The following is a 13,192-nucleotide window of genomic DNA, read 5'->3' as shown; positions in this document are numbered from 1 at the left end:
TGTTCAGCGTGCGCCGAGGCTGCCGAGCACAACCGCGCGGCTCGGTCACCTACAGTGGACACCGCGACCTCCGGTCCGCGCCACTGTCGGCCCTGACCTCGCGGAGCGCGCTGCGACTCGAATCGGTTGCTACACAGCCGTACACAGGTCGCTGCGGACGCCCTCAGGCCAACGGCACACCCGCGACCGGCGGGCTGGTCGGCGCCACCGATCCGCCGACGGGCTCGACACTCACCGCCAGCGTCTCCCCAGGGTCGAAGGTCGTCACGAACGGCCGTGCCGTGGAAGGCAATTCGATGAGCACCCCCGCCGAACGCGGCCTCGTCCGTTCACCGGCGGGCACCAGCCACACCTGATACACCCGCCCCGAGGGTGGCTCGGCGACTCCGGTGAACGCGACGACCGCGAGTCGCTGCTGAGCGGAGAACTCCACCATGACCGTGCCGCCGCCGACGACCGGTTTGGTGAGCGTGCGCGAGTCCGGCTGCCGGTGTATCCGCTCCGCGGTCGATACCCCGTCGGGCGGGCTACCGATCCGGTCGGCGATAACGCTGCCGCCGATCACCAGGCAGGCCGCCGCGGCCACCGGCGCCACCCAGCGCATGCGCCGCCGCCACGTCGAGGAAGCCTCGGCCCGCCCGTCGGCGGGCAGTGCCGCCAGAATCCGTGCCTCGAGTTCCGGTGGCGGGGCTTGCGCGTCGAGCGCGGCCACCTGCGCCATCACCTCGCGCAACCGCCGCACCGTTTCCGAGAATTCTTGCCGCACAGCGGGATCAGCGGCCGCCAACCGCTCTTCGATGCGCCGGCGTTCGATCTCGCCGACGGCGTCCAGGGCGCACGGATACGCCAGATCGAGCAGCTCCGCGTCCGATCGCGGCGGATGGTCAGCCATCGGCGCATTCTCCGGACAAGCAGCTCTCCAGTCTCTTCAGCCCGTCACGAATGCGGGTCTTGACGGTCGGCAGCGGCACCGACAGATGGTCCGCGACTTCACGGTACGTCCGCCCGGTGTAGTAGGCGAGCGTGATCGCCTCGCGCTGCGTCGGGGTGAGCGCGGCGAGGCAGCCGAGGATCTCCAGTTCGTCCATGCGCTGCGTCACCGACTCCGCGACGACATCGTGGTCGCGACCGCCGTGCGAGTGCGCGTAGGCCGATTCTCGGACCGCGCAGGCGGCTTCGGCGCGCACCCGGTCGACCGCGCGCCGGTGCGCGAGCATCATGAGCCAGCCGATCGGACTGGCCAGTGCCGCGTCGTAGCGCTCGGCGGTCGACCACACCTGCAGGTACACCTCCTGGCTGATCTCCTCCGCTGCGGCCCGGCTGCGCAGGATGCGGGTGGCGAGCCCGAACACCCGCGGGCTGGTGAGCCGGTAGAACTCGGTGAACGCGGCGCGGTCGCCATCGCCGATCGCGTCGAGCAGTGTGACGAGGCTGCGGCCGGGCAGCGCCGAACGTTGTCGGTCGACCGCAGTGGGCATGGGGTAGCCACATAACAAGTGAGCGTCGTGCTCGTCCAGCACGACAACACCGCCCCGGTGTGCCATGGAGTGAACGCGCTCGTCACCCGTGCCCGCCCCTCCCCCACACCCCGGCCTGTCGGGTGCGTACCGCACATCGGCACCTGATTCGTTCGCTACCTCATCGATGACCGAATCTGCCCGCATAGACAGGGGTTCGGTATGGGATGGCGCGTGGATTGGTCCGCGGCACCGGTCAACTCGAAACTGCCGCGATGAGCATGTAGGCGGTACCGAGATCCATCACGACGTGCGGCACCGCCGCCGAGCGTTGCCGCGGGCCGGTCAGCGCCGCGACACACCCACCTGAACGCAGCAGAATGCCCAGGTGGCCCGGCGTGTCGGCGAGGGGGCGGCGGACCGCGAGGGTGACCAGTAGCGCGTCCGCGGCGAACAGTGCGGCGAGCCCGAGCGCCGGAATCACGGCGGGTCCGCCTGCGTGGCCCGGCGCCGCGTGTCCGGACATGGCGTACAGCATGGCGGCGGCGGTTACCGTGTGGTAACCCAGGGGCACCAGCCGGTCCATCGGGGTCGCGCGAGGCGCGCTGCGCCACTCCAGGATTCGGCTCGTCAGCAGGATGGCGAAGACCACGGTCATCGCGGTGAGCACCCCGCGCACGGCGACCGGACTCGCGCCCGCCGGAAACACCAGCATCGCGAGCATCACCAAGCACATGATCAGGTGCGCGGCGTCGGATTCGTGATACCCAACGGTCGGTACGGAATTTGCCGACCGAGCCGAATCGCGGTGCCGCCGGTCACGTTCGGCCACCGGACCGAGAACAGCGCCCGCGGCAGCTCCACCCGCGACGAGCGGCGCGGGCGCAGCCAACCGCCCGAGCACGATCGCCACCGCAAGCAGAAACGCCGCCACCACCGACCACCGCAACGCGGCGTACTCCTGCACGAACTGAGCCACATCCACCACCCCTCCTACGGCGACCGTGGACCTGCCCATTCCATGGTCGCACCCAGGATCGATCAGGGTGCCCTTTTAGCGTGGCGGCCCCCGACCGCAACGACTTTCAGCGCGGCACGGACTGCCGGTACCGGTCGACCGTCGAGCGAGCGAACCGCCCCGGCGAAACCCCGCGCCACTGCTTGAACGCGTTCGAAAAGCTCGGCGCGCCCGAATATCCCATCCGATACGCGACATCCTCGACGGTCAACCCGGTGGCGAGCAGCTCCTCGGCGAGGGTGCCGAAGGTTTCGGCACAGAGCTGCCGATAGGAGGTGCCTTCCTCGGCCAGCCGACGGCGCATCGTGCGCAGGCTCATGTGCAGCCCGGCCGCGACGTCCTCCTGGCTGAGCCTGCTGTTCATCCGGTGCATCAGCATTTCTCGTACCGTGCCCGCGACGCCCTGGCGCAGGCCGCGACGTTGCAGCAGGTCGTCGCATTGCTCTTCGAACAGCTGCGCGGTGAGCGGACTGGCCTGCGGCATCGGCTCATCGATACCGCTGGCATCGAACACCGCGAGCTGCAGTTCCGCGGATTCACTGCTCGGAATCTCGAAACTGTCGAACAGCGGCGCCAGCCGCGGGCGCAGCCCGCCCGCGATCTCGACGCGCACCACCGGCGGCGGCACGCCGAACACCATGAACCAGTTGGTCAGCAGCGCCGACACGTCGCGTTCGGCCAGAAACGCGCGCAGCTCGCCGGGCAGGTCGCGGTCGTCGCCGTAGAGCAGGATCTCGTCGTCGCGGTAGATGTGCCAGGCGCGGGCGAACGAGGTCATCAGGCTGAAGTAGCGCATGGCGACGTCGATGGCCTGCCGCATCGTCGGGCTGCTGAGCACCGCCAAGGCGAGTACGCCGTGCGTGGTGAGGTGGGTGCGAGTGCCCGCCTCGACGCCGAGCCCCGGCGGATCGTCCAGCAGCGTAACGAGATTGCCGACGATGGCGAGTTCCTGCGCCGCGGTGATCTCCCCACCGGGTGTTTTCAGCAGCCGAGGATCGACATCCGTGCCGCGTAGGCACTGTTCCTGAGTGAGCCCGTGATCGTCCCCGAGTTCGACGAGGATCGCCGCGTTTGTTACCGACCGCCGCCACTCCCATGAGGCCACGTGTCCATGGTTGCCTGTCGTGGCCGATTTGCGCAAGGTTTCTGGCCGGAGATCGTATGTTCCGCTCTCCCAATGCGGTTGGGCCGCTCCAGCAAACCGGCCGACCGGTTCGCCCCTGGCCACTTTCCGCAAGGTACCTGACCGATGTCGCGATGGACAGCAAACCGGTAGACCGGCTGGCGATCGACCCTATTCGCCCTGGCCGGATTGCGCAAAGCGCTGACCCGATATCGCATGGAGTGCGCTGCAGCGACCCTCTAGCGTTGTCAGCAGACGAAGGCAGGCGAGAACATATGTCCCGGAAGACGCTCACTGGCAAACGGATCGCGATCACCGGGGGCGCGCACGGCATCGGCCGCGAGACAGCGTCGGCGTTCCTGGCCGAGGGGGCCGACATCGTGATCGGCGACGTGGACGTCGGCGCGGTGCGGGCGGTCGCCGATCAACTCGGCAGAGCCTGCCACGGCACCGTCGTCGGACTGGCCCTCGACGTCACCGACAGCGCCCGCTTCGGCAGCTTCCTCACCTACGCCGAACGCCGGCTCGGCGGCCTCGATGTCCTGGTGAACGCCGCCGATGTGATGCCGACGGGCCCCTTCCTCGCGGAGTCGGAAGCCGAATCGGACCGGCAGATCGATATCAATCTGCGCGCGGTGATCATCGGAACCCGGCTCGCCGCAGAACGATTCGCCGGCCAAGGACACGGCCAGATCGTGAACATCGGCACGGTGGGCGGGGTGACCGCCGCGCTGGGCGTCGCCGTGTACTGCGCGACCAAGCGCGGCGTCGTCGGCCTCGGCGCGGCCCTGGACCAGGAACTTTCGGGCAAGGGCGTCACCGTCAGCACTGTCGCCTCCGGGTCGCTGGGTGACCCAGCCGCCGTCGCCGACGCCGTGGTCGACTGCGTCGCGCACGGGCGAGGCGGCCTGATCAGCGTGCCACCCACCAGCTTGCTGCGCGCCGCGTTCCGGCCGCGGGGACCGGTGCGCCGCGTGTTCATCCGCGACGGCCGGTAGCGATCAGAGTTCGCGCAGAACGCGTTTGAGCACCTTCCCGGTGGGGTTGCGCGGCAGTTCATCGATGAACACGACATCACGCGGCACCTTGAACCGCGCCAGATGCGCCTTGACGTACTCGCGCACCTCGTCCTCGTCGAGCGAATGTCCTTCGCGCACCACGATCACCGCGCGCAGCCGCTGCCCGTACCGATCGTCGGGCACGCCGAAGGCACTCACCTCGGCCACGGCCGGGTGCGCGGCCAGCAGTTCCTCGACTTCACCGGGGAAGACGTTCTCGCCGCCGGAGACGATCATGTCGTCGTCCCGCCCGTCGATGAAAAGCCTTCCCGCACTGTCGAAATGGCCGACGTCGCCGGTGGACATCAGGTCACCGACCCGCAGCTTGTCGCCGCCGCCGGTGTACCCCTCGAACTGGAAGCCGTTGCCGACGAAGATCCGGCCGGTCTGCCCAGCAGGCAGCCGCGCGCCGTCCTCGTCGAGGATGCGCACCGTCGCGCTCGGTACCGGGCGGCCCACACAGCCCGGCTCGACGGCGAGGTCGGCGGGGGTGGCGATGGTCGCGTAGGCCACTTCGGTGGAGCCGTACATGTTGTAGACCACCGGACCGAAGGCCTCGGTCACCCTGGTACACAGGTCGGCACCGAGCTGCGAGCCCGCGACGAAGATGATGCGCAGCGCCGAGAAGTCGTGTCCGGCACGGGCTTGCGGGCCGAGATCGACCAATCGCTGCAACATCACCGGTACCGCGACCAAGGCGGTGGCGCGATACCGGTGCAGGCTGTCCAGCACCGCCTGCGGGTCGAAGCGGCGGCGGATCACCAGCGTCGAGCCGAAGCCGAGCGCGATGAACAGGTGCGCGAAGCCCAGCGTATGGAACAGCGGCGCCGGGCATTCGGTGATCTCGCGAGCGCGGAACGGCACCTTGTCCAGGATCGCGGCGAGCGGGGCCAGCGAGGTCGGTTCGCCGCGCGGGGCGCCCTTCGGGGTGCCGGTCGTTCCGCTGGTCAGCAGGATGACCTTCGCGGTGGTGGTGGCGCGCCGCGGGGTGGATCGGGCCGCGCCCGCGATCAGATTGTCCAGGGTGTCCACGCCGGGCCGGTCGGCCCAGGCGCGGTAGCGGCCGCGCGGTGGGGTGAGGTCGCCGAGCATGTCGGTGTACTCCTCGTCGAAAACCAGGAGGTCGATGCCCTCCCTGTCCACCACCGCACGCAGTTGCGGCCCCGCGAAATCGGTGTTCAGCAGCACGATTCGGGCACCACACTTGGCCGCGGCGAACACCGCGTAGTGGAAGCCGCGATGGTTGCGGGCCAGGATCGCGACGCCCTCGCCGTCGCGCAGGCCGCGGGCGCGCCAGGCGTTGGCCAGCGCGCTGGTGCGCTCGTCGAGTTCGCGGAAGGTGATCGAGCCCAGTTCGTCGATCAGGGCGGCCCGGTCCCGGTAGCGCAAGGCCGCGACGGAGACGAGTCCGCCGAGCATCCCGGACCGGACAACGGCCGCACCCATCTGGGCGAGCCGGTCGGGCCGCTCCAGGGTGACCAATCCGGCGCGGACAGCCAATGCGGCGTAATAGGTTTCGTCGGCGACCCGGCGGGCAGCGCCCGCGGCCAGCGTGGTGACCTTGGCGAGCTTCATCATTCGGACCCCTTGGCCGGACAGCGCGGTCCGTCTAGCAAGTGCGGGCGAGTGCCCTCTCAGTAAAGCGTGTCCGATCGGGATCCGTCGAGTGCACGCCGCCAGGCATGATGGACAAATGTCTAGCAACACCGACCAGTCTGCTCTCGCGGGCGCTGCTACCGGTTCGATGCCCGGCCTCCGCATCGTCGTCGACGACCTGTCCGGGCCGGAGATCGCGGCCCTGCTCACCGAGCACCTGACCGACATGGCCGCCCACTCCCCCGCCGAGAGCATGCACGCCCTCGACCTGGACGCGCTGCGCCGCCCGGAGATCACCTTCTGGAGCGGATGGGACGGCGACACCCTGGCCGGCTGCGCGGCCCTCAAACAGCTCGACGCCGAGCACGCCGAGATCAAGTCCATGCGCACCGCCGCGACGCACCAGCGTCGCGGCATCGCCTCGATCATGGTGCGCCACCTGCTCGCCGAGGCCACCACCCGCGGATACCGGCGGGTCAGCCTGGAAACCGGTGCGCCCGAATTCTTCGTCCCGGCCCAGAAGCTTTATGCCGCGCATGGTTTCGAGTTCTGCGGGCCGTTCGGTGATTACGAACTCGACCCGTTCAGCGTCTTCATGACCCGGACACTCTGAGGCTTGTTCTCCCGCACACCGATTCGCATGCGGGAGAACAGCACTCAGCCGAGGGCGCGGGTGAAGCCCTCGACCAGCTCGTCGACCTGAGCATCGGTCATCACGAACGACGGCGAGATCTGCATCGCGCCCTGCCCGGCCGCACGGCTGGAAACACCATGCGCACGAAGAGTTTTCACCATCGGCAACCCCTCGGCGGGATCGGCCAGCTGAACGGCGGCCACGGCACCCAGCCCACTACGCACCTCGGCGACGCGCGGATGCGCGGCCAGCGGGGCGAGCTTCTCGTGCAGGGTCGCTTCCAGGCGAGCCGACTCGTCGAGCAGGTTCTCGCGCTCGATGATGTCCAGGTTGGCCAGCGCGGCCGCGGCGGCGCCCGCGTGCCCGCCGTAGGTGTAGCCGTGCCGCCACCAGACGCCGCCCGCGAAGAACGGCTCGGCGATGTGCGGTGCGATGAACACCGCACCCATCGGGACGTAGCCGGAGGTGAGGCCCTTGGCGGTGGTCATCAGGTCCGGCTGCAGGTCGAAGCGCGACGAGGCGAACCAGGAGCCGCCGATCCGGCCGAAGCCGGTGACGACCTCGTCGGTGACGAACAGGATGTCGTTGTCGCGGCAGATGCGGCGCACCTCGGCGAGGTAACCCGCCGGCGGCAGGTAGATGCCGCCCGCGCCGATGACGGGTTCGCAGAAGAAGGCGGCGATGCGTTCGGCGCCGATCTCCTCGATCAACGCGAGCAGCGACTTGGCGTCGTCCCACTCGACGGTGCGCGCGTCGGCCATCAGCTCGCCGTAGTTCTCGCGGTTGGCCGGGATGCCGGCCAGCGCGGTGCCCCCGACATGCATGCCGTGATAGGCCTTGGTGCGCCCCACCACGATCGTCTTGTCCGGCCTGCCGAGCTCGTGCCAGTAGCGGCGGGCGAGCTTGGCCGCGGTGTCCACCGAGTCCGACCCGCCGGAGGTGAAGAAGATCTTGCTCCCCGGCACCGGCGCCATCGCGGACAACCGCTCGGCGAGTTCCTGGGTGGCCGGTTCGGTGAAGTCGCCGAAGTTGGAGTAATGCGCGACCCGGCGCAGCTGCGCGGCGACCGCGTCGGCGATCTCGCCGCGGCCGTGGCCGACGTTGGTGAACCAGAGCCCGGCCGTCGCGTCCAGGTAGCGGTTGTCGTCGGCGTCGTAGATGTAGGCGCCCTCGCCACGGGCGACGACGAACGCGCCGTCCCGCTCGACCGCACCCATGTCGGCAAATCCATGCCATAGCGAGTTCATGTGTCCACCTTTACCGGAGGGAGGTGTCGCCCTCCGAATCGTGCCGGGCACCGTCGAGGTCGTTCGAGCCGACGGCAACCCGGTCAACCAGGGAAAATCCGCTACCAGTGCACCCCGACCCTATGGCCATTACCACGTTGGACCGCGACCATGCCCGATTCATGGTGTGCGAAGACGCGCTCGTCCGCCGACGGCGGCTATCGCGATGGCGAGCAGGGTGAAGACGCCGAGCAAAACGATCAGGCCGATCGTCAGCGAGATGTAGCCCTGCTGCCGGGGGTCGAGGAACGGGTACGGGTACCAGTCGACGATCGGACCGCGAATCAGCGTGTAGACGCCATAGACCACCGGGTAGATCAGCCACAGCAAGATCAGCCGCGGCGTAAGGGCGAGCCGCTCGCGGGCCGGGACGAGCACCCAGTCGGCGACCAGCACGATGGGCAGCACGCGATGCAGGATGTCGTTGATCCAGCGATCGGTGAGCATCACGTCGATATTGGCCAGCAGCACCGCGTAGACCACGCCGGTGATGAGCAGATACAGCGCGCTCGCCCCGCGCAGCACCTCCCAGCGGCGGCCCTGCGGGTCACGCAGGCCGCCGATCAGCAACACCAGCATGCCGAGCACATTCGATTGAATGGTGAAGAAACTGAAGTAGTTTCCCGTGGAGAACGCGGCCTCGTGCAGATTGCGCAGCGGGATCCAGGCCAGCGCGACGGCGGCGAGCACACCGAAGGCGATCCGCAGCCCGCGATATATCCCAGCCGTGCCCGAATCGGCGTCCATGACCCGATCCTCGCATATCAAGCCCGGTTTACGCGCTGGATCCGGCCAGCCCGCACACTGTCGGCAACCCGGCGGCACCGCCTGACGGAAATACCAGTTGCCGCCCTTCGCTACGCTTATGAATGCAATGACCAGGACAGCTGACACCGGACCCCGCGAGCTCCGCACCCGCCTGGCGAATCTCTCCCTCCGCGACGAATACCGGCTGCGCCGCCGGCTCGACCGGGCGCGCGGCGGCGACCTCGGCGAGGTCGAGGCCGAGATCGCCGCGGCCGAGCTCCGCGTCGACGCGCGCCGCGCCGCCGTGCCGGAGATCCGTTACCCCGAGCAACTGCCGGTCACCCAGCGCCGCGAGGACATCGCCGCGGCCATCGCCGCGCATCAGGTGGTGATCGTGGCCGGCGAGACCGGTTCCGGCAAGACCACCCAGATCCCCAAGATCTGCCTGGAGCTCGGGCGCGGCATCCGCGGCACCATCGGCCACACCCAGCCGCGCAGGCTGGCCGCGCGCACCGTCGCCGAGCGCATCGCCGAAGAACTCGGCACCGAGCTGGGCGACGTCGTCGGTTACACGGTGCGTTTCACCGATCACGCCTCCGACCGCACGCTGATCAAGCTGATGACCGACGGCATCCTGCTCGCCGAGATCCAGCGCGACCGGCTGCTGCGCCGCTACGACACGATCATCATCGACGAGGCGCACGAACGCAGCCTCAATATCGACTTCCTGCTCGGCTACCTCAAGCAGTTGCTGCCGCGCCGACCCGACCTGAAGGTGATCATCACCTCCGCGACCATCGACCCGGAGCTGTTCGCTCGGCATTTCGCCGATGAGAAGGGCGCTCCCGCACCGATTGTCGAGGTGTCCGGCCGGTCCTATCCGGTGGAGCTGCGCTATCGCCCGCTGTCGCTGGAACTGCCCGGCGCCGACGACGAAGACGACGAGGACACCCGGGTGGTCGACCGCGACCCCGTGGACGCGATCGGCGAGGCGGTAACCGAACTGTTCGCCGAGGGCGACGGGGACGTGCTGGTGTTCCTCTCCGGCGAACGCGAAATCCGGGATACCGCAGACGCTTTGCGTGATTTGAAGCTGCCGCGCACCGAGATCCTGCCGCTCTACGCGCGGCTGTCCACCGCCGAACAGCACCGGGTGTTCGCGCCGCACCCCGGCCGCCGCGTGGTGCTGGCCACCAATGTCGCGGAGACCTCGCTCACCGTCCCCGGCATCCGGTACGTGATCGACCCCGGCACCGCCCGCATCTCGCGCTACTCGATGCGCACCAAGGTGCAGCGACTGCCGATCGAACCGGTCTCCCAGGCGTCGGCCCGCCAGCGCGCAGGCCGCTGCGGCCGCGTCGCCGACGGCATCTGCATCCGGCTGTACTCCGAGGACGATTTCGAGTCCCGGCCCGCGTTCACCGAACCGGAGATCCTGCGCACCAACCTGGCCGCCGTCATCCTGCAGATGACCGCGCTCGGACTCGGCGATATCGAGAACTTCCCGTTCGTGGAGGCGCCGGACAAACGAGCCATCCGAGACGGCATCGCGCTGCTGGAGGAACTCGGCGCGCTGGGGCGGCGCAGCTCTGCCTCGAAGGACACGGTTGAAACCCGCACTGATGACTATGGATTGACGCTCACCCCGATCGGGCGCGACATGGCGCAGTTGCCGGTGGATCCGCGGATGGCGCGGATGCTGGTGCAGGCGCACGGCAACGGCTGCCTGGCCGAGGTGCTGATCATCGTTGCGGCACTGTCGATTCAGGACGTTCGCGAGCGGCCCGCCGACAATCAGCAGGCCGCCGACCTCAAGCATGCGCGCTTCGTCGTCGAAGGCTCGGATTTCCTGGCCTACCTGCGACTGTGGGACTACCTGACCGAGCAACGGAAGTCGTTGTCGTCCAACCAGTTCCGGCGGATGTGCCGGGAGGAGTTCCTGCATTACCTGCGCATCAGGGAGTGGCAGGATCTGCACGGGCAGTTGCGCACCATCACGAAGGGGCTCGGGTGGTCGGCCGACTCGACGGAGCGCTCCGAGGAGGCAGGTGAACCTGCCGCGCAGGCGGCGGGCAACGCGCGACGCGGGCGAGCCCGAGGCAAGGGCGGCAAGACCGATTCCGCCGCCGGCGGCGGTCAGCGGGGGGCGAAGCAGGGACGGCGCGGCGGGGCGCCGCAGGCTGCCGGTGGTTCGTCGCTCGACTCCGATGACATGCCGTGGGATTCCACCGGCATCCATCAGGCGCTGCTGGCGGGCATGCTGTCCCATATCGGGCTGCGCGAGGCCGAAACGCGCGAGTTCCTCGGCGCGCGCAACGCGAAGTTCATGATCTTCCCCGGCTCCTCGCTCGCGAAGAAACCGCCGCGCTGGGTGATGGCCGCGGAGCTGGTCGAGACGTCGCGGCTGTGGGGGCGGATGGCCGCCAAGGTGGAGCCGGAGTGGGCCGAGCGGCTCGCGGGCGATCTGGTGAAACGCACCTACTCCGAGCCGCATTGGTCGGCCAAGCGCGGTGCGGCCAGTGCCTACGAGCGCGTCACGCTCTACGGCATTCCGCTGGTGACCGGCAGACAGGTGGACTACGGCCGGATCGATCCGGAGCTGTCGCGCGAGCTGTTCATCAGGCACGCGCTGGTGCAGGGCGAATGGCAGACCCGGCACGAGTTCTTCCACCGCAACCGTGAATTGATCGACGATGTCGCCGATCTGGAGCACCGCGCCCGCCGCCGCGACATCCTGGTCGACGACGAGGTGCTGTTCGAGTTCTACGACAAGCGTCTACCCGCCGACATCGTTTCCGTGCGGCATTTCGACAGCTGGTGGAAGTCCGCCCGCCGCAAAGACCCGGCCCTGCTGGACTTCTCGACCTCGACCGTCGTCAACGCGGGCACCGCTGCCCTGGACCCGGCCGCCTTCCCCGACGCCTGGCGGCAGGGCGAGCTCAGTTTTCCGCTGACTTATCAGTTCGAGCCGGGAAACGAGGAAGACGGTGTCACCGTGCGGATCCCGGTCGAGCAACTGGCGCACGTGCGTGCCGTCGGCTTCGACTGGCTGGTGCCGGGCATGCGCGATGAGCTGGCCGCGGCACTGATCAAGACACTGCCGAAGGCATTGCGGCGCAGCGTGGTTCCGGCACCGGATTTCGCGGCGCGGGCCCTGGCCGCACTCACTCCGCGCGCGGAACCGTTGCGCATCGGGTTGGCGCGGGAGCTGTCGCGGCTCGGCGCGGTCACCATCGATCCGACCGACTTCGACATCGCCGCGCTGCCGGATCATCTGCGGATGACCTTCGCCGCCGTCGACAGCGCGGGCACGGTGCTGGCCCGCGGCAAGAGTCTGCCCGCGCTGAAAACCCAGCTGGCCGAACAGGTTGCCGCCTCGGTTGCGCGCGCTACGGCCGGTGCCGAGCGAGCTCCGGCCGCGGCGTGGACCTCGGAGTCGCTTGGCACGGTCGAGCCGACCGTGCGCCGGGAGGTCGCCGGACAGACCGTCACCGGTTATCCCGCGCTGGTGCCCGAGGGCGACGGCGTGGCGGTTCGGGTACTCAGCTCCCCCGGCGCGCAAGCCGCCGCGATGCGGGCGGGTACCCGCGCGCTCGTCCTGAAGGCGCTGCCGACCTCCGTGCGCACCGTCACCTCGAGTCTGCGACCGACGGATCGCCTTGCGCTGAGCCAGAATCCGTACGGCTCGCTGGAGGCGCTGGTCGAGGACTGCCGGGCCGCGGCCGCCGACGAGCTCATCGCCGCCGCGGGCGGACCGGTACACAATCCGGATGACTTCGCGGCCCTGGTGGCCACGATCCGCCCCGACTTCGTCACCGCGGTGGCCCGACTCGTCCGCCTGGTGGTGCCGATTCTGGCTGAGGCCCACCGGGTTTCGGTGGCGCTGGCGCAGACCACCGAACGCGACATCGCCGACGACGTCCGCGACCAACTCGACAACCTGGTCTTCCCCGGCTTCATCTCCGAATGGGGCAGCGAACGGCTCCGCGAACTTCCCCGCTATTTGCAAGCAGCCGTCGTCCGGCTGGCGGCGCTACCTGGCTCCGCGGTCCGCGACCGGCAGGGCATGATCGAGCTGGACCGCGCCCTCACCGCCTACGACCGGCTGGTCAACTCGTTGCCGGAGAACCGGCGCCACGCATCGGCCGTCACCGAGATCTGGTGGATGATCGAGGAGTTCCGGATCAGCCTGTTCGCCCAGAAGCTCGGCACGCCATACCCGGTGTCCGCCAAGCGCATCGAGAAAGCGATCGCCGCCATCCGCCGGTAGTCG

General features: G+C 69.1%; 10 protein-coding genes. 3 read left to right on the top strand and 7 right to left on the bottom strand.

The features are described 5' to 3' along the window. Window positions 1-163: 163 nt before the first annotated feature. The 4 genes from ACIHA7_RS19455 to ACIHA7_RS19440 all read right to left on the bottom strand — a co-directional run bounded on the left by ACIHA7_RS19455 (window position 164) and on the right by ACIHA7_RS19440 (window position 3,580). Window positions 164-892 (bottom strand): anti-sigma factor domain-containing protein, encoded by a 729-nt coding sequence (locus ACIHA7_RS19455; protein ID WP_397291279.1) that lies wholly within the window; start codon window positions 890-892, stop codon window positions 164-166. Further along, on the bottom strand, window positions 885-1,478 hold the full coding sequence (gene sigK, locus ACIHA7_RS19450) for an ECF RNA polymerase sigma factor SigK (RefSeq protein ID WP_397291277.1): 594 nt from the start codon (window positions 1,476-1,478) through the stop codon (window positions 885-887). Before sigK ends, ACIHA7_RS19455 begins: the two co-directional genes overlap by 8 nt. A 235-nt stretch (window positions 1,479-1,713) precedes the next feature. After that, the gene (locus ACIHA7_RS19445; protein ID WP_397291275.1) at window positions 1,714-2,442 is read right to left on the bottom strand and encodes a DUF5134 domain-containing protein; all 729 of its coding nucleotides are present in this window, start codon (window positions 2,440-2,442) and stop codon (window positions 1,714-1,716) included. Window positions 2,443-2,542: 100 nt separating this feature from the next. Then, window positions 2,543-3,580 carry an AraC family transcriptional regulator ligand-binding domain-containing protein gene (locus tag ACIHA7_RS19440; protein ID WP_397291273.1) on the bottom strand — a complete coding sequence of 346 codons (1,038 nt, stop codon included), beginning with the start codon at window positions 3,578-3,580 and terminating at the stop codon, window positions 2,543-2,545. A gap of 293 nt (window positions 3,581-3,873) precedes the next feature. Here ACIHA7_RS19440 and ACIHA7_RS19435 point away from each other — a divergent pair, with 293 nt between their 5' ends. Next, entirely contained in the window at window positions 3,874-4,596 is a 723-nt protein-coding gene (locus tag ACIHA7_RS19435; protein ID WP_397291271.1) for an SDR family NAD(P)-dependent oxidoreductase, read from the top strand. A gap of 3 nt (window positions 4,597-4,599) precedes the next feature. Here the strand turns inward: ACIHA7_RS19435 and ACIHA7_RS19430 are convergent, their stop codons facing one another. After that, window positions 4,600-6,231 carry an acyl-CoA synthetase gene (locus tag ACIHA7_RS19430; RefSeq protein ID WP_397293095.1) on the bottom strand — a complete coding sequence of 544 codons (1,632 nt, stop codon included), beginning with the start codon at window positions 6,229-6,231 and terminating at the stop codon, window positions 4,600-4,602. 118 nt (window positions 6,232-6,349) lie between these two features. On the opposite strand from ACIHA7_RS19430, the gene ACIHA7_RS19425 reads away from it, so the two are divergent. Beyond that, window positions 6,350-6,865 (top strand): GNAT family N-acetyltransferase, encoded by a 516-nt coding sequence (locus ACIHA7_RS19425; protein WP_397291269.1) that lies wholly within the window; start codon window positions 6,350-6,352, stop codon window positions 6,863-6,865. 44 nt (window positions 6,866-6,909) lie between these two features. On the opposite strand, the gene ACIHA7_RS19420 is transcribed toward ACIHA7_RS19425, so the two are convergent. Beyond that, a complete protein-coding gene (locus ACIHA7_RS19420) occupies window positions 6,910-8,133 on the bottom strand; it encodes an aspartate aminotransferase family protein (RefSeq protein ID WP_397291267.1) in 1,224 nt (407 codons plus the stop codon). A gap of 159 nt (window positions 8,134-8,292) precedes the next feature. Beyond that, window positions 8,293-8,919 carry a Pr6Pr family membrane protein gene (locus ACIHA7_RS19415; protein WP_397291265.1) on the bottom strand — a complete coding sequence of 209 codons (627 nt, stop codon included), beginning with the start codon at window positions 8,917-8,919 and terminating at the stop codon, window positions 8,293-8,295. 127 nt (window positions 8,920-9,046) lie between these two features. Between ACIHA7_RS19415 and hrpA the strand changes: the two genes are divergently transcribed. Further along, window positions 9,047-13,189 (top strand): ATP-dependent RNA helicase HrpA, encoded by a 4,143-nt coding sequence (gene hrpA / locus ACIHA7_RS19410; protein WP_397291263.1) that lies wholly within the window; start codon window positions 9,047-9,049, stop codon window positions 13,187-13,189. The last annotated feature ends 3 nt before the right edge of the window (window positions 13,190-13,192 follow it).

Origin of the sequence: Nocardia sp. NPDC052316, assembly GCF_044547795.1 — a bacterium.
Lineage (GTDB): Bacteria > Actinomycetota > Actinomycetes > Mycobacteriales > Mycobacteriaceae > Nocardia.
The sequence above is the reverse complement of the archived record's forward strand: the minus strand, read 5'-3'. Positions and strand labels throughout refer to the sequence as shown.